Below are 16,409 nucleotides of genomic sequence, written 5' to 3' on the forward strand. Positions count from 1 at the left end.
GTGGCGAGGGAGCAATGCATGCAACTGTCCTTGTACCAGCCAATTCCTACCCGCTGTCCCACTTCGAGACCGCGTACCTGCGTGCCCACTCGCACGATTTTGCCGACCACTTCGTGACCGGGAATAAACGGGAATTGGCTGATGCCCCAATCGTTATCGATCAGCGATTGGTCGGAGTGGCAGACACCGCAATACTCCACGGCCACTTCCACTTCCTCGTCCCCCAGCGGGCCAGGGTCGTAGCTGAACCGCTCAAGTGGCGCGCCGGCCGCCGTAGCCGCCCAGCCCGTAAATTGGGTGAGTTCGGACGGGCCGCTCATGGGATACCTCCTGATCGGGATATGAGGTTTTTCGGCGAAGCCAGAAAAGTGTAGTCGCTGCTGTCCAGGGCTAGCCGCTTTGTTGCACGAACCGATCAATCAACCACTTCGCAGCGGGGCCCGGGGGTTGATCACTGCGATAAATGGCGTCGAAGGCATACAGGCCGCTGGTGTATTCCGACAGGTTCAGGTGCACGAGCCGGCCGGCCTCCAAGTCCTCCCGGACCATGCTGATCGGCATGTTCCCCCAGCCAATGCCTTCGCGCAGCAACATGTGTTTTGCCCCCAGATCGGCCAGGCGCCACGTTCGGGTACTGAGGACGGCGAAATCCCTGTCCTTGGTCAACTGCGAACGATCGGACAGCACCAGTTGGATGGATTCACGTCCGGCGCCGGGCACATTCCGGTCCGTTGAAGCCAGCGGGTGATGGGGGGCTGCCACTGGAATCAACTCGACGCTACCCACCCCGATTCTTTCAATGCCATCAATCCCTTCATTCATCGGGCCGCTGATGCCGACCGCCGCGCCACCGTTCAACACCAGTTGGGTGACGGCGCCGAGCGCCTCCATATGCAGGTGGAGGGCCACCGTCGGAAACGCTTCTCGAAATGACTTGAGCGCATCGACCACGCGTTCGGCGGGGAGCATGACATCGAGCACCAGATGAACTTCAGCTTCGAGCCCTTGCAGCAGGCCTTTGACTTTGGCGCGCAGTCCATGGATGCCGTTGGTGATGGTTCTGGCTTCGGCCAGCACCGTCAGGCCGGCATCGGTCAGTTGCGGTTTGCGCGTGGTATGGCGGTCAAACAGCGACACGCCGAGTTGCAGCTCAAGGTTGGCAATTGAATAGCTGATGACCGATGTGGCCCGGTGCAGTTTCCTTGCCGCCGCCGCAAAACTGCCGACTTCTACCACCGTCAGGAACACCCGCAATTGGTCGAGTGTCGGTGTGCCGGGTTCAGAGATCATGTCGGTTTCCTTGAGCGGGTCGCGTCTGCACGGTTGTCTTTTGATAGTTGAGGGAGGATAGCTTGCCTATTTTTTCGAATCTAATGATCTAAATTAGTCAGCTATTCAGGTTAGCCGACCTGGCGCAATATTTCTTCACTGCAACGATTCACTCCGAATCGCACATTTTTGAAGGAAATATCCAATGTCTCACTCTGCAAACATCGCCCATTCAACGTCCTCTGAACAGAGCCGCTCTGACGTTACCCAAGCCTCGGCATCGCTGATTGGCCGCGTATTGCTCAGCGCCATATTTATCCTGTCGGGTGTCTCGAAACTGGCGGCCCCGGCCATGATGATCGGTTACATCGGCTCGGTAGGGTTGCCGTTTCCAACAGTGGCCCTGGCACTGGCGGTCATTATCGAAATCGGTGGCGGTATCGCACTGATCGCCGGTTACCGTGCTCGTGCCGTGGCTTCGGTACTGGCGTTGTTCAGCGTCGTCACCGCCCTGGCATTCCACAGCGCACTGGCGGACCAAAACCAGTTCATTCACTTCTTCAAAAACATCGCGATGGCCGGTGGTTTGTTGCAGGTGGTTGCCTTCGGCGCCGGCCGTTTCAGCCTCGATGCTCGCCGCCACTGATTCGCGGCGACGGTCGGTTTATGCGGTCCTCATCCCGGCCAGTTGTCAGCAACGTCTGACTGACTGGCCTGCTCCGCAAACCACTGCATGATCACCCCACACGCCGGATGGCTCGCCGCCGACGGTTGTGGGCACAGCGATAAATCCCCCGCGTTTTCAACGGCTGCCCAAACGGCACCACCAGCACCCCGCGATCCAGCGATTCCTGCGCCAGGGTCAAATCCGTCATCGCCACGCCCAAACCCCGTGCCGCCGCGTCCAGCGCCAACTCATCCAGGTTGAACGGGATGTGCCGGTAATCCTCCAGGGATTTGCCGCCATTGGCCGGAGGCGTCACTGTCGCTGGCCGGTTCGACGATCTCCGTCGCCACGGTTTCGATCGAAAAGGAAGCCTCCGGGTAGCGCAGCTAGAAGTCGCTCAGTTTCGGCAGCAGCCAGCGAACCGCCAGGGACACGTGCATGCGGATGCGCAAAGGGCGTTTCTGTGGGGAAAGCCGATCCTCAAGGGGTTTGAGTTGCTCCAGGATCGTGTGCGCACTGGCCAGCACCTGCTCACCTTCCACGGTCAGTTGCAGGCTGCGGAACACGGCGAGACACAGATTTGGTGTTCACAGCAGATCCCCTGTGGGAGCCGGGCTTGCCCGCGAAGAGGCACTCACATCCAACATCAAACTCGGCGATTAACCTGAACCCGAATCTGCCCCCTCCAACACATCCATCACAACATGCCCTAAAGCGGCACAACCAGCGTCAGCCAGGTATTCCAGCCCTCGGCGCGATTCTGCGCGTCAAACTCGTAATAACCCTTGAGGTTGGCGTACCAGAGTTCTTTGTCCACCATGAAGAAATGCCCGGCCTGAGGCCCGACGGCACTGACTTTGGATTTGAAATCGCCCTGGGTCGCGCCGCTGCCGCTGTCCCCCGTGACTTGGTGGTAAACGTAGCCAACCACGCCCAGGTGCGTCTGGCTGGTGATGAAGTGCGAGGCGCTCAACGATCAGTCTTTTTGTTTTCGTCATCAGGGCCTCATTTGTCGACCGTTTTTTGAATAATTCATGCACGGGAGGCAAGTGTTGGCGGCGGTCCGTATTTGGCTTTTGCAGATAAGGCATTTTGCTGGCCCCCAACCCCTCGACTAATCGCCAGAATCGCCGCACTTTCAGATGGTTAGGTGACATTCAATTGCGCAATCTAGTGATCTCGCTGGCCCTGGCGAGCGTTGCCGTCTCGGTCGAGGCCAAAGAGCTGAAGCCCAATGATCGGTACATGTGCAGTTGGGGGGCGGGGACGGCAGCCAGGGCTCAGGAGCTGAAACTGCAAGGCGTTTCGCTGTATGCCGCGCGTCAGAAGATCCACGTTTACAAGTTCAACAAGCCGTGGATGCACATGATGGCCATGGGCATTACCGAGCAAACCTACGACAGTAAATCGCGGTTCAAGCCGGAAGCGATCCGCAAGAGCTTTTATGAGGACTGCGTACGCTACAAACTGGCCCGTAAATGAGGCGACGACCGCTTGGCTGAACCCAGGCTGTCGAACTTCGAAGTTTCATTATGTTTCAGGTACGCGGGCGGCTTAGGATGAGGGCTTCGGGTTGGGCGTGGCCATGCTTGCAGCCAAAGGGAACGGAACAATGAAATCGAACCTCTTCAAAGTCGTGTTGATCGCCGGTGCGTTGCTGCTGAGCGCTTGTTCCGGTTCCGGGATGACGACGAGCACGTGTTTTTCAGAGGGCTGCCAGCAGTTTGATGGTCGCACCACGAACAAGCTGAATTTCGGCGGGAGTGCCATCGGCAGCAACTTCAACGAGTACAGCTCGGGTTTGCTGCACGATTAAATTGAAGGCTTCGGTCTGGACGCTGGTCGTGATGAAATAGCCCCTCGTTTTTTCGAGAGCCGCTACATGAACCGCGCTGCCGTACTGACCTTCACTTTATTGCTCGCCACAGGATTGCTCGGCACCGAAGCTAATGCGGCCGGGGATGCCGAGGCGGGCGGCAAACTGTTCAGCCGAACCTGTGGCGGCTGCCATCAAGTGGGCGAATCGGCGCGGGGTGGCTTCGGACCACAGCTCAATGGCGTGATCGGGCGCACGGCCGGCAGCACCACGGGCTACCAATACTCCGAGGCGATGAAATCATCCGGTGTGGTCTGGACCCGCGAAACCCTGGCCAAGTACATCGAAGACCCCAAAAGCGTGGTGGCCGGCACCCGCATGATCTTCTGGGGCATCAGCGATCCGGAAAAGATCGAAAACCTGCTGGCTTACCTTCAAACCTTTCCGTAGCGCCCAAAATAACTGTAGGAGCGAGGCTTGCCCGCGGAAGCTATGTAACAGCCACCATAGCGGTCGGATGTTATGGCGCTTTCGCGGGCAAGCCTCACTCCTGCAATGGGTTTGTGGTGCAGCTACATCAGCGAAACCGCAACGGGATCGCCTCGGCAAACGGATAAAACTGAAAATACGGCTTGGCTTCGTCAATCACCCGCTGCACCGACGGTCGCTGTATCAACCGCTCAAAGTAGGCACTCAAGTGTCCGCAATCGCCGGGAAACGGCAGCAGCGTGCTGGCATAAAACAGCGCCGGGACCGCCGCGCAGTCGGCCATGCTGAAGGCCTCGCTGGCGACCCAGATTCTCGACGCCATTCGCCGTTCCAGCATGTGATACGCCGTCGTCAGCAGGGCGTGATCCCTGGCCAAATCGCCATGGGCTGAGAACAAGCGATCCGCTACGATCCGTTGCATCGGCTCATGGACGTAGTGATCAAAAAAACGATCCCACAACCGCACCTCCAGCGCGGCCTCCCACTCCTCGGGCACCAAGGGCTGCGGGCCAGGGTAAAACCGGTCCAGGTATTCGATGATGATCGTGGACTCCGGCACGTCGCGCTGGCGAGTGTGGTCGTGGACGACCGGAAACTTGCCGATCGGCCACAGTGCCTGAAGCTCGGCTCGTTCGGCCTCGCTCGCCAGATCGACAATCCTCTTTTCGAATTCAATGCCATTTTCGTATAGCGCAATCAGCACTTTGTGGCAGAACGACGCAAGCGGGTGGTAGTACAGAGTCAGCGGCATCTTTCAGTCCTCGGTGAACGTGTGCAGCCCACAACGTTGCATTATCGGTCGAGGTTCAGGGATGCGCGAGGCGACCCTACCCAGCGGTCGCGGCGCCTGGAGAAAAAACGTTCGTCAGCAATACTCAAGGGTCGGCAATCACCCCGCGAGGCGACCCCCATGAAAAAGGCAACGGACGCAGAGGAGGGCGCTAGCGCCTCTTCGCAGATCGACGCAAAAATCCACGAACTGAGCGATTGGCGGGGCGCGACACTGGCGCAGATCCGCGCGCTCATCCACAAGGCCGACCCCAACGTGGTCGAGGAAGTGAAATGGCGCGGCGTGCCGGTGTGGTCCCATGGCGGCATCCTCTGCACCGGCGAGACCTACAAGGCTGTGGTGAAGATGACCTTCGCCAAGGGTGCCTCATTGGAAGACCCTTCAGGCCTGTTCAATTCCAGCCTCGAAGGCAACTCCCGGCGAGCTATTGATATTCACCAGGGCGACACGATTGATGAAGCCGCGTTGCAGGCGCTGATTCGTGCGGCTGTGCTGCTGAACACCTCGAAACCAGCCAAATGAACGACACCCGCTCGTGGCGCAACGACGGCCAGACGTGTTTCACTCAGCGCTCTCAAACCAAGGATTTTTCCCGTTGCGATACGACCTGACGAGCCTGGATCTTTTCATTACCGTGGCGCAGGAGCGCAACCTCACCCGTGCCGCGCGCATCCGGCACCTGGCGGTGTCGGCGATCAGCAAGCGGATCACCGAGCTGGAATCCCAGGTCGGTTCGCCGTTGTTGATTCGCAATGCACGGGGCGTGGAGTTGACGCCGGCGGGGCAGTCCATGTTGTTTTATGCGCGGCAATTGAAGCAGACCCTCGAACAGCTCGACAACGAACTGGGGGACTACGCCACCGGCGTGAAGGGGCATGTGCGGATTCATGCGATTACCTCGGCGCTGTCGCAGTTTCTGCCGGATGATGTGGCCGGGTTCGTGGCGCGCTATCCGCAAATCAAATTCGATATCGAAGAACGGGTCGGCTCGGCGGTGATCCGTGCGGTGGCGGACGGCCGCGCCGACCTGGGTATTATTGCGGTGCAGACGGCGGCTCAAGGCCTGGAAACCGTGCCTTATCGCCATGACGAACTGACCCTGGTGGTGCCGGCCGGCCATGCGTTGGCCTCGCGCAAGTCGGTTCGATTCAAAGAGGTGTTGGAGCACGAGTTTGTCGGGCCGCACCTGGAAAGCTCGATGCATACCCTGCTGACCAGCGAGGCCGAGAAACTCGGTTTGGCCCTCAAACTGAGGATTCGCATCAGCAGTTTCGACTGCATGTGCCGGATGGTGTCGTCCGGCCTCGGGGTGGCGGTGCTCCCGCGCAGCGTCATTAATCAGTACCTGCGCAGCCACAAACTGAAAGCGGTCACCCTCGATGAGCCGTGGGCGCAGCGCTCCTTGTTGCTGGCCTTCAAGAAGTACGAGGCGGCGTCCCCCACGTTGAAAACCCTGATTGATCACCTGAAACTGCCCGCCGAGTAAGTTCCACGAGCGTTCTCTGATAGAGAACGCTCCCGTGGTAAATCATCAATTTTCATCGTCTTCGACGGCTCCTAGTATCGGCTTATCAGCGATGGCATCCGCCCCTCGCGACCCCTACAAAAAAAGCCGAGCGATATGAGCATGACCGAGCCTGCCCGCGACCTTCTCTCTGATCTGGTCATCGACCAAGCGTCATTCGTCTACGTCGATTTGCACAAGATGCTGACGCCTGGGCAGGTCGCGAAGCTGCCTTATTCGATTCGGATTCTGCTGGAGAACGTCGCCCGTTGTTCGCCGCAGGCGTTGCCCTCGGTGCTGGCCCGCGCGATTGGCCAGGGGCCTGATTGCGAAGTGCCGTTTCAGCCCAATCGCTTGATGTTCCATGACACCACGTGCTTGCCGGCCCTGGCGGATTTCGCCGGCATGCGCGATGTGGTGGCGGAGCTGGGCGGCGACCCGAGTGCGATGAATCCATTGATTCCTGCGGTGCTGACCATCGACCATTCGGTGATTGTGGAGCGCTATGCCGAGGCGGATGCGGTGGAGAAGAACCTGGACATCGACTTTCGCCGCAACAGCGAGCGCTATCGGTTTATCAAGTGGGCGCAGAAGAGTCTGGACAACTTCGGCGTGATTCCGCCCGGCACCGGGATCATCCATCAAATGAACATGGAAGCGCTGGCGCAAGTGGTCTGGGAGAGCGAAAGCGCCGACGGCCAGCGCTTGCTGCACCCGGATGACATGGTCGCCACGGACAGTCACACGCCGATGATCAACGCCATCGGTGTGCTGGGTTGGGGCGTCGGCGGGCTGGAAGGGCAGGCGGCAATGGTGGGTGAACCGGTGCCGATCAGCTTTCCGCAGGTGGTCGGCATTCGGCTGACCAATGTCTTGCGGCCGGGTGTCACCGCCACCGATCTGTCATTGCATGTGGCGCAAATCCTGCGCAAGCGTTCGGTGGTGGGCAAGTTCGTCGAGTTCACCGGCCCCGGTCTTTCCAGCCTGAGCTGGGCGGTACGCGGGACGGTTTCCAACATGGCACCCGAGTACGGCGCCACCGTGGTGTTCTTTCCGTTCGACAACGAAACGCTGTCCTACCTTGAGTTGACCGGGCGCTCGCCCGAGCTGCGCGAAAAAGTGATCGGCTATATGAGCGCCCAGCCGCTGTGGCGCCGGGATGACCTGGCAGAGCCGCATTTCGATGAACTGATCGAGCTGGACCTAGCAAGTATCGAACCGAGTGTCGCCGGCCCTTACCAACCCCATCAGCGGCAGAAGTTGTCCGACGCCGCGGCCTCGTTCCGCAATGAAGTGCTGGGCGGTGCAAACCTGATCGCCGGACCCGCCGGGCAACGCTTCTTCGAGCCGTCGTTCCATGAGTCGATCACCCACGGTGCGGTGGTCATGGCCGCCATCACCAGTTGCACCAATACCGCCAATCCGGCGCAGATGATCCAGGCCGGACTGTTCGCCCGCAACGCCCGGAAGCTGGGGCTCACACGCAAACCCTGGGTCAAGACTTCGCTGTCACCGGGCTCGCAAGTGGTGGCGGATTATTTGAAGGAAGCGGACTTGCTTAAGGATTTCTCGGCGCTCGGGTTTGACCTCGCCGGGTTTGGCTGCATGACCTGCATCGGCAACTCGGGAACGCTGGAAGAACACGTCGAAGTGTTTGCCGATCAAGGGCTCAAAGGCGTCGTGGTGTTGTCCGGCAATCGCAATTTCGAAGGCCGGGTCAACCCCAAAGTCCCGGCCGGATACCTGGCGTCCCCGGCGTTGTGCGTGGCGTATGCGATCGCCGGTACGATCGATATCGACCTGGATGCGCAACCGTTGGGGCACGGCCGCGACGGTCAACCGGTGTACCTGCGGGATCTGATGCCGACGGATGCTGATGTTGCGGCTCAGGTGACCGAGGTAGTGAAACCGGCATTTTTCCAGCAGCGCCTGGCGACGGTGTGGGACGGCACGCATCACTGGCAAGCGCTGTCCGCCGAGGGCAGCGTGCAATTCCCGTGGAGTCCGCAGTCAACGTACTTGCGCCGCCCCCAGTACCTGGCGGATATCCAGGCTGAACCAAAAACCAGTCTGGCCATCAGTGGTGCGCGGGTGTTGATGGTGTTGGGTGACAACGTCACCACGGATCATATTTCCCCGGCCGGGGCGATTCCGGCCAATAGCCTGGCCGGCGAATGGCTGCTGGCGCGTGGCGAAGACCCGCAGGACCTCAACCAATACTCCACGCGCCGCAGTAACCACGAAGTCATGTTGCGCGGCGCGTTTACCAACCGTTCGGTGAAAAATCGCTTGTTGGGCGACGAGCATCCCGGGCTTGGCGCCTGGGCATGGAATGCGGATCACAGCGAGTGCCTGCCGTTGTTCATGGCCGCCAAGAGCTACGCCGAACAACAGCTGCCGATGGTGATGTTCGCCGGTATCAATTACGGCGCCGGTTCAAGCCGCGACTGGGCGGCCAAGGCGCAGGCGCTGCTGGGGGTGAAAGCGGTGGTGGCCCGCAGCATCGAGCGGATCCACCGCAGCAACCTGATCGGCATGGGCGTCATTCCGCTGCAGTTCAAGCCGGGGCAGTCCGTCGATGACCTGGATTTGCAGGGCAATGAGCGCTTCGATTTCGTTGGGCTGGATGACCTGAGCGTCGGCGACAACAGCGTTGCCCTGGTCATCCATCGGGCAAACGGTGTTCGACAATCGGTCGAACTGGCCGTGCGCATCGACTCATTGCAGGAGATCCGCTACCTGATCAATGGCGGGGTCTTGCCCTTCGTGATTCGCAAAGTGGTGGCGCGAACGCGGCACTGATTCGACCGCCGGTCCCGACCCCGGGCCCCGGCATTGGCAACCCACAAAAACAAGGAACAGCTACCATGCGAAGCGACGATACAGGCGCAGGCACGCCGGAACTCGGGATTTGCGATTCAGAGCCCACCGGCGCCAGCCGCCGCACGGTGCTCAAACAGATGAGTACCCTCGCCGGCGTTTCGCTGTTGGGCGCGCTGATGCCCGTCAGTTTTGCGCGTGCTGACCTTTCAACGACAACGTCATCTGTTACTCGGAGAACAACCCCTATGTACGCCTACGTCGGGTCGCGCACGACCAAGGAGCGAAACGCTCGTGGTGAAGGCATCAGCGTCTATAAAGTGGATCAGGAGGCAGGAACGCTGGCCTTGGTTCAAGTGGTCAAGGACCTGGTGAATCCGTCGTTCCTGGCGCTCAACAAGGCGGGCGACCGGCTCTACACCGTGCATGGTGACAAGAGCGACGTCAGCGCCTTCAGTATCGACAAGGCCACCGGCAAGCTGACGTTCATCAATCAGCAAAGCAGCGAAGGCAAGAATCCGGTGCATTTGGCGCTGGATCCGACGGAACGCTTCCTGGTGGTTTCAAACCACATCACCGGCTCCCTGGCGGTGCTGAATGTCTCCGAGGACGGCGCGTTGGGAACGCTCAATCAACTGCTGAAACTGGAAGGTCCGACGGGCCCGCACCGGGTCGAACAGCCTTTTTCCAAACCGCATTTCAACCCGTTCGATCACAGCGGGAATTTTGTGCTGGTGCCTGATAAAGGCCTGGACCGGATTTTCAGTTTCCGTTTCGACCACGGCCAACTGGTCCCCGCCGAACAACCGTTCGTAGCCACGCGGGAAGGGGCCGGTCCACGGCATTTGGCCCTGCATCCCGGCGCGCCGTTCGCCTATGTCGTCAATGAGCTGGATTCGACGGTCACGACCTATCGGTTCAACCCGAAGGATGGTTCGTTGAAGCCGTTGCAGGTGGTGACCTCGTTGCCGTCGACGTTCACCGGCAATAGCCGCGCCTCCGAGATTGAAGTCGATCGCAGCGGACGCTTCGTCTACGCCTCCAATCGTGGCTACGACAGCGTCGCCGCGTTTGCCATCGATCAGGCAACGGGGCTGTTGAGCCCGGTGGAGTTCATGCCGACCGACGGCAAGACCCCGCGTTTCTTCACCCTGACCCCCAATGAGCGGTTCCTTTTCGCGCTCAACGAAGACAGCGACACGATCATCTCCATCGCCGTGGATCCGCAAAAGGGCGGGCTGAGCAAGACCGGTTTTTCGGTGTCGACCGGCAGCCCGGTGTGCATGATTTTTTCTGCCTGAACCGTCCGGATTTACGCAAACGACACAAGCAGGTGAACGCCTGCTTGCAGTGAGGTCGCCATGAACAACAATAAGACGCTCGACGAAACCGCGATTGTGCGCAAGGTCACGCTACGCATCATTCCGTTTGTTTTCCTGCTGTACATCGTGTCCTACCTGGACCGCGCCAACATCGGCTATGCCGCGCTGCAAATGAACAAGGAGCTGGCGCTGTCCAGCGAGGCCTTCGGGTTTATCTCGGGTATTTTCTTCATCGGCTATTTCCTGTTTGAAGTGCCGAGCAACGTGATGCTGAACAAATTCGGCGCCAGGGTCTGGATCGCGCGGATCCTCGTGACCTGGGGCTGCATCGCCGCCATGACCGCGTTTGCCCAGACCGCCAATCAGCTTTACATCCTGCGGTTTTTTCTTGGCGTGGCCGAGGCCGGTTTCTTTCCGGGGATCATCGTCTACCTGACCTTCTGGTTCCGTTCCAAGGAACTGGCGACCACCGTGGCGCTGTTCACGGCGGCGATCCCGGTGAGCTACATCATCGGTGCGCCGCTGAGCACCTGGATCATGGACAACATTCACTGGATGAACTGGAGCGGCTGGCGCTGGATGCTGTTTCTGGAAGGCATTCCCGCTGTGATCCTCGGCATTGCCTGCTTTTTCTTCCTCACCGACAAGCCTGAACAGGCCAAATGGCTCAAGCCTGAAGAGAAGGACTGGTTGCTGGCCGAGCTGGAGCGGGACCGCCAGAGCCGCAAAAACGTCAAGAGCCTGAGCGTCTACAAGACGATGACCAACCCCAAGGTGCTTTACCTGTCGTTCATCTACTTTGTGTATCAGTGCGGCAGCCTCGGGGTCGGTTACTGGATGCCGCAGATCATCAAGAGCTTTTCCGAGTCGCTGACCCACTCGCAGATCGGCTTGATTGCCATGCTGCCGTACATCGTGGCCACGGCGGCGATGATCGTCTGGTCGCGCAGCTCTGACCGGCGCAATGAACGCAAGCTGCATTCCGCCATCCCGTTGCTCATTGCAGCATTGGGTCTGTTGGGGGCGGCGGTGCTGGCCAATCCGTTTGTGGCAATGGCGATGATTTGCGTGGCGTTGTCCGGGCTCTATAGCTTCAAATCACCGTTCTGGGCGCTGCCGACACTGTTCCTCAATCGCTCGACGGCGGCGGTGTCCATCGCGGTCATCAACTCCATCGGCAACCTCGGTGGCTTTGTCGGGCCGTCGCTGATCGGCATGGTCAAGGGCAATAGCCAAAGCGCTGCCAATGGCCTGCTGTTTCTCAGTGCGCTGTTGCTGATAGGGTTTCTGATGACCCTGTTTATGCGGGTGATCAATCGGGACATCCCGCAAGCCGAACCCACCGTTAACTGGAGCAAATGATGACTGTTATCAGCCCCGCGGTACTTGAAGACCTGGCGCCTGGTGGCGTGCTTCGTGCGGCGATCAACTTCGGTAATCCGGTACTGGCGCAGCAGGGCGAGGATGGATCACCGCAAGGTGTCTCCGTCGCGCTGGCCATGGCCCTCGCCCAAGAGCTGGGCGTGCGTCTGGACATGGTGATCTTCGATGCCGCCGGCAAAGTGTTTGCCGCGCTGGAGGAGGGCGTCTGGACCGTCGCCTTCCTCGCCATCGAGCCCGTGCGCGAACAACAGATCGCGTTCAGCGAGCCTTACGTGATCATTGAGGGCTCGTACCTGGTGGCGGCTGATTCGCCCTTCGTCGCCGTTGAAGACCTTGATCAGCCGGGGTTGCGACTGGCTGTCGGCCAGGGCGCGGCCTATGACCTGTTCCTGGCGCGCACCCTGAAACACGCACAACTGATGCGCGCGCCCACCTCTGCCGCAGCGGTCGAGCTGTTCTTTGAAAAGGGCCTGGACGCTGCTGCCGGTGTGCGTCAGCCGTTGCAGAAAGTGGCCGATGCCGACCGGCGTTATCGAGTGCTTGAGGGCGCCTTCACGGCGATTCGCCAGGCGATGGCCGTCCCTCGGGAACGGACGGCGGGCGCGGCGTATGTGAGGGCCTTCGTCGAGCGCAAAAAGGCCGAAGGCTTTGTGCACGATGCCTTGAAAGCCAGCGGGCAGGCGGATGTCACGGTGGCGTGAGTCGTTCTGCCCGGTCAGGTGAGCGGCTTTATTTCTGTGAAATGAAGTCGCGAATCGCGCGAATAGTCGGGGTCGGCGCTTCTTCCATCAGCCAGTGGCCGGCCCCGGGGATCACCACTTCTGTGACCTTGTCCGCCGCATTGCGCATCACGATCGCTTCGTTGTTGCCGAAGGATTTTTCACCGCCGATGGCCAGCACCGGCATCGTCAGCCGCGTCTTAATCGAGGCTTCGTTGTCCACGGCATCCTGCCGAATGCTGCGAAACTGCGCGAAAGCCGCATGCATGGCGCCGGGGCGGGCGTAGAGCTTGGCGTAATGCTGGCGGGTGGCTTCGTCGACTTTGGTGGGGTCGCCGGCGAACTCGTTCCAGAAGCGGTCCAGGTAGATGCGCTCGCGTCCGGCGACCAACCGCTCGGCATCCGGCCCGCCAAAGTCGAAGTGCCACAGCATCGGTGAGCGGACGATGTCGTTCCAGGGCGGAACGCCCGGCACCGGCGCATCCATGACCACCAGGCGCTCCGTCAATTGCGGGTAACGCGTGGCGTAGGCGAAGGCGACCATGGTGCCGATGTCATGGCCGATGACCACCGAATGCTCGATCCCCAACGCCGCCAGCACCCCACGGACATCGCCGGCCTGGGTCTTCTTGTCGAAGCCGCTGTCCGGGATAGACGACAACCCCATGCCGCGCAGGTCCGGCACCACCACCGTGTGATCCTTGGCCAGGTCCGCCGCCAGCGGCGCCCACATGTCGCCGGTATCTCCGAAACCATGCAACAGCACCACCGCCGGCCCCTTGCCGCCGACACGCACGTGCATCGTGACGCCTTCCATTTTGATGTCCTGGGTACGGAAGGCGGCAGGGAAGGGTGTCACGCCGGCCAGTGCCGGGAGGCTCAGTGCAAGTAGCAGGGAAGCGGTCAGTAAGGTGCGAATCATCAGGGTTTCTCCAAAGGGTCGGGGGAGCCCATGGAAGGGTAGCTGGCGTTGTGCAAATTGCCGTCTACCGGACAGTCGTGAAATTCAATGAATCTTCTGAATAGGGGTGAATCGTAAGAGTTAGAGCGGCGCAAAGCCTGATGCCGGTCAGTTAAGGCGCAGAACCTGTGGGAGCGAGCTTGCTCGCGATAGCGGTGTAACAGTCAGCATCTCTGTTGAACCTGATACCGCTATCGCGAGCAAGCTCGCTCCCACAAGGGTTGCGGCGTTGGAATCCTTGATTGATCGGCATCAGGTACATAGCCGGGATTCTTTTGAGATGACTGCCAGGTACGACCTATGACACACCTTCAGACCCTTACAGGCACGCCAATAGGTAGCCCGGTAGCCACCGACAGCAATCAGGCCAGGACCGTTTACGATGCCTTGATGCAGCCGAGCGAAACATTGCGCGATGTCGAGGTTGTCGATTTCCTGCATCAAGAATTGGCCCGCGCCGAGCACGCCGATTGCGAAGTGCCGAGTAACCCGCAGGTGCTTGAAGACTGGATCGCTCAGGGTGTGGCAAACGTTGCCGAGCACTATTCTGCGTATCTGCAAGCGCGGCATGCCGGCGGTCCGCGACGTTTTTTCACGGGACGCAGCCATGCGCTGTATTTCCTGCAGCATGTCGCGCCGACCAAGTTAGTCGATGGTGCGTGGCTGTACGGCCTGCTGCCGCACTGGGCGGATTATCGGTTTCATGGGCTGATTCGCACCTATCTGGAGGAGCTGGGCGACGGCGAACCCGCGCTCAATCATGTGGCGTTGTATAAAAAACTGATCGCCGATCTGGACTGCGACCCCGGTTATGCGCTGGCGGATGTTTATTACGTGCAGGGCGCGATCCAACTGGCGCTGGGTCAGCATGGCGCAGCGTTTCTGCCCGAAGTCATCGGCTACAACCTGGGGTATGAACAACTCCCGTTGCACTTGTTGATCACGTCGTTCGAATTGAATGAGTTGGGGATCGACCCGTACTATTTTTCGCTGCACGTGACCATCGACAACGCCAGCACCGGCCATGCGCGCAAGGCGGCGCAGAGTGTGCTGTCGCTGATGCCGATGGGGGCGGAGCGCGATGAGTTTTATCGGCGTGTCGTGCGCGGCTACCAACTGAATGAACTGGGGATTGGCTCAACGGCGATCATCAAATCCTTCGACCTGGAGCAGGAAGTCGTCGCCATGCTCGAACGCAAACGGTCGTTTGGGCAGCACATGCATTCCGACTATTGCCGCCTGGAAGGCCTGACCATCAACGAGTGGCTGGCCAAGCCCGATCAGATTCCGGCATTCCTCGAAGCCTTGCTGAAAAAGGGCTGGATCAAACGCGATGAAGACCCGGCCAACAGTCGCTTCTGGAAGTTGATCGATGGTGCGGGCGCGCCGATGTTCGGGGTGTTCTCCGGTTATGAAAAACAGCTGCTGTGGGATTGGATTGCCGGTACCCGGATCGTGGAAGAAAGCGCTGCCAATGCCTTTCGATTCCAGTTCAGGAGCAAGCCTTCGGCAAAACCGGATGATTCGTCTTCGGTCATTCCAAACGACCCGGACCTGCAAGGGCTGATCAACGACCTCAAGCACTGCGCGGCCACTGAAAAAATGGCCTTGCTTGGCGCGTTCATGTGCCCAGCCATGCATGCGACTCCGGCCGGGCTCTACGCCACGCGGGAGTTCGTCAAGGTGATGAGTGAGAACGTCAAGGGGCCACAGGCATGAGTGGACAATCTGCACTGCTGCAACTGGGCAATCTGCTTCGCGAAAGCGGATACACCTTTGTGACGCCAACGCCCCTAACTCATCAACGGGTCAACGACAGGGCGGACAATGCCATCGGCAGCACGCTGCGTGACGCGTTTGGCTGGAATCGGTCATTCGAACAGGGTTTGCTGCCACCGAACGCCGAGGGCGAACTGATCGAAAGCGGTGTGTTGGAACGCGACCATGAACGACTCAACAGTACGGTCAGATGGTCGACGCTGGATAACCTGTTGCTGGTTCATTCTGCCTTTCCGACGACCCAGGAAGATTCGGTGTTTTTCGGCCCGGATACCTATCGGTTTGCTCAAACCATACAGCGTCATTTGCAAAGCACCGGTAGCGTCATCAAACGTGCTGTCGATATCGGTTGTGGCACAGGCGCGGGTGCGATGCTCATCGCCCGGGCGAATCCCGAGGCCGAAGTCTTTGCGGTGGATATCAACCCCAAGGCGCTGGATTTCACCCGGATCAACGCCGCACTGGCAGGCTTGGATAACGTGGTCTGCCACAGCAGCAATGTGCTCAATGAGGTAGAAGGGCGCTTCGATTTGATTGTCGCCAATCCGCCTTACATGAAGGATTCCAGGCAACGGGCTTATCGCCATGGCGGTGATGCGCTGGGCGCGGACCTGTCCGTACGGATCGTTCATGAATCGATTGAGCGCTTGTCCGTTGGCGGGTCGTTGCTGCTGTATACCGGCGTCGCCATTGTGGATGGCCAGGATCCGTTTCTCGCGTCGGTGAAGGAGGCGCTGGATCAGCCCGCGCTGGACTGGAGCTACCGCGAACTCGATCCCGACGTCTTCGGCGAGGAGTTGCTGGAAGCCGGGTACGAACAGGTTGATCGCATCGCGGCCGTGGAACTGATTGTCACGCGACGTCTACCGGTGTAGGTCCTTTTGCAGGAT

16 protein-coding genes and 2 pseudogenes are annotated in these 16,409 nt (G+C 59.8%); 12 read left to right on the forward strand and 6 right to left on the reverse strand.

Going from position 1 to position 16,409, the window contains the following annotated elements:
- Positions 1-11: 11 nt before the first annotated feature.
- Positions 12-320: pseudogene (locus tag HB680_RS26195) on the reverse strand (alcohol dehydrogenase catalytic domain-containing protein); the annotation flags it as partial.
- 70 nt (positions 321-390) lie between these two features.
- Entirely contained in the window at positions 391-1,290 is a 900-nt protein-coding gene (locus HB680_RS26200) for a LysR family transcriptional regulator (RefSeq protein WP_213941309.1), read from the reverse strand.
- A gap of 184 nt (positions 1,291-1,474) precedes the next feature.
- Here HB680_RS26200 and HB680_RS26205 point away from each other — a divergent pair, with 184 nt between their 5' ends.
- Positions 1,475-1,915 carry a DoxX family protein gene (locus tag HB680_RS26205; RefSeq protein WP_213941310.1) on the forward strand — a complete coding sequence of 147 codons (441 nt, stop codon included), beginning with the start codon at positions 1,475-1,477 and terminating at the stop codon, positions 1,913-1,915.
- A 29-nt stretch (positions 1,916-1,944) separates the two neighbouring features.
- Here the strand turns inward: HB680_RS26205 and HB680_RS26210 are convergent.
- Both HB680_RS26210 and HB680_RS26215 read right to left on the reverse strand, forming a co-directional pair.
- Positions 1,945-2,496, reverse strand: a pseudogene (locus HB680_RS26210) (LysR family transcriptional regulator); the annotation flags it as partial.
- 149 nt (positions 2,497-2,645) lie between these two features.
- Entirely contained in the window at positions 2,646-2,909 is a 264-nt protein-coding gene (locus HB680_RS26215) for a transporter (protein ID WP_256735627.1), read from the reverse strand.
- A gap of 188 nt (positions 2,910-3,097) precedes the next feature.
- On the opposite strand from HB680_RS26215, the gene HB680_RS26220 reads away from it, so the two are divergent.
- The 3 genes from HB680_RS26220 (at position 3,098) to HB680_RS26230 (ending at position 4,202) form a co-directional block, all read left to right on the forward strand.
- Positions 3,098-3,418, forward strand: coding sequence for a hypothetical protein (locus HB680_RS26220; protein WP_213941311.1), 321 nt, complete (start codon positions 3,098-3,100; stop codon positions 3,416-3,418).
- 130 nt (positions 3,419-3,548) lie between these two features.
- Complete coding sequence (locus tag HB680_RS26225; RefSeq protein WP_213941312.1) at positions 3,549-3,752, forward strand: hypothetical protein; 204 nt, start codon at positions 3,549-3,551, stop codon at positions 3,750-3,752.
- Positions 3,753-3,818: 66 nt separating this feature from the next.
- Positions 3,819-4,202, forward strand: coding sequence for a cytochrome c family protein (locus HB680_RS26230; protein ID WP_213941313.1), 384 nt, complete (start codon positions 3,819-3,821; stop codon positions 4,200-4,202).
- Between the two features lie 127 nt (positions 4,203-4,329).
- On the opposite strand, the gene HB680_RS26235 is transcribed toward HB680_RS26230, so the two are convergent.
- Entirely contained in the window at positions 4,330-4,992 is a 663-nt protein-coding gene (locus HB680_RS26235; RefSeq protein ID WP_213941314.1) for a glutathione S-transferase family protein, read from the reverse strand.
- A gap of 159 nt (positions 4,993-5,151) precedes the next feature.
- On the opposite strand from HB680_RS26235, the gene HB680_RS26240 reads away from it, so the two are divergent.
- From HB680_RS26240 to HB680_RS26265, 6 genes are all read left to right on the forward strand, one after another.
- Positions 5,152-5,553: a DUF1801 domain-containing protein gene (locus HB680_RS26240; RefSeq protein ID WP_213941315.1), complete on the forward strand. Its 402-nt coding sequence runs from the start codon at positions 5,152-5,154 to the stop codon at positions 5,551-5,553.
- A gap of 73 nt (positions 5,554-5,626) precedes the next feature.
- Positions 5,627-6,517, forward strand: coding sequence for a LysR family transcriptional regulator (locus HB680_RS26245; RefSeq protein WP_213941316.1), 891 nt, complete (start codon positions 5,627-5,629; stop codon positions 6,515-6,517).
- Positions 6,518-6,658: 141 nt separating this feature from the next.
- Entirely contained in the window at positions 6,659-9,337 is a 2,679-nt protein-coding gene (gene acnA, locus HB680_RS26250) for an aconitate hydratase AcnA (protein ID WP_213941317.1), read from the forward strand.
- Between the two features lie 266 nt (positions 9,338-9,603).
- Positions 9,604-10,656, forward strand: a complete 1,053-nt coding sequence (locus tag HB680_RS26255) for a lactonase family protein (RefSeq protein WP_213941408.1) — start codon at positions 9,604-9,606, stop codon at positions 10,654-10,656.
- Positions 10,657-10,716: 60 nt separating this feature from the next.
- Positions 10,717-12,039, forward strand: coding sequence for an MFS transporter (locus HB680_RS26260; RefSeq protein ID WP_213941318.1), 1,323 nt, complete (start codon positions 10,717-10,719; stop codon positions 12,037-12,039).
- On the forward strand, positions 12,039-12,761 hold the full coding sequence (locus HB680_RS26265) for a transporter substrate-binding domain-containing protein (protein WP_213941319.1): 723 nt from the start codon (positions 12,039-12,041) through the stop codon (positions 12,759-12,761). Before HB680_RS26260 ends, HB680_RS26265 begins: the two co-directional genes overlap by 1 nt.
- Positions 12,762-12,789: 28 nt before the next feature.
- On the opposite strand, the gene HB680_RS26270 is transcribed toward HB680_RS26265, so the two are convergent.
- On the reverse strand, positions 12,790-13,701 hold the full coding sequence (locus HB680_RS26270; RefSeq protein ID WP_213941320.1) for an alpha/beta hydrolase: 912 nt from the start codon (positions 13,699-13,701) through the stop codon (positions 12,790-12,792).
- Positions 13,702-14,040: 339 nt separating this feature from the next.
- Here HB680_RS26270 and HB680_RS26275 point away from each other — a divergent pair, with 339 nt between their 5' ends.
- Both HB680_RS26275 and HB680_RS26280 read left to right on the forward strand, forming a co-directional pair.
- Complete coding sequence (locus HB680_RS26275; protein WP_213941321.1) at positions 14,041-15,459, forward strand: iron-containing redox enzyme family protein; 1,419 nt, start codon at positions 14,041-14,043, stop codon at positions 15,457-15,459.
- Entirely contained in the window at positions 15,456-16,394 is a 939-nt protein-coding gene (locus HB680_RS26280) for a class I SAM-dependent methyltransferase (RefSeq protein WP_213941322.1), read from the forward strand. Before HB680_RS26275 ends, HB680_RS26280 begins: the two co-directional genes overlap by 4 nt.
- Positions 16,395-16,409 lie beyond the last annotated feature (15 nt).

The sequence above is a fragment of the Pseudomonas sp. dw_612 genome (assembly GCF_018449725.1).
In the GTDB taxonomy this organism is placed as follows: Bacteria; Pseudomonadota; Gammaproteobacteria; order Pseudomonadales; family Pseudomonadaceae; genus Aquipseudomonas.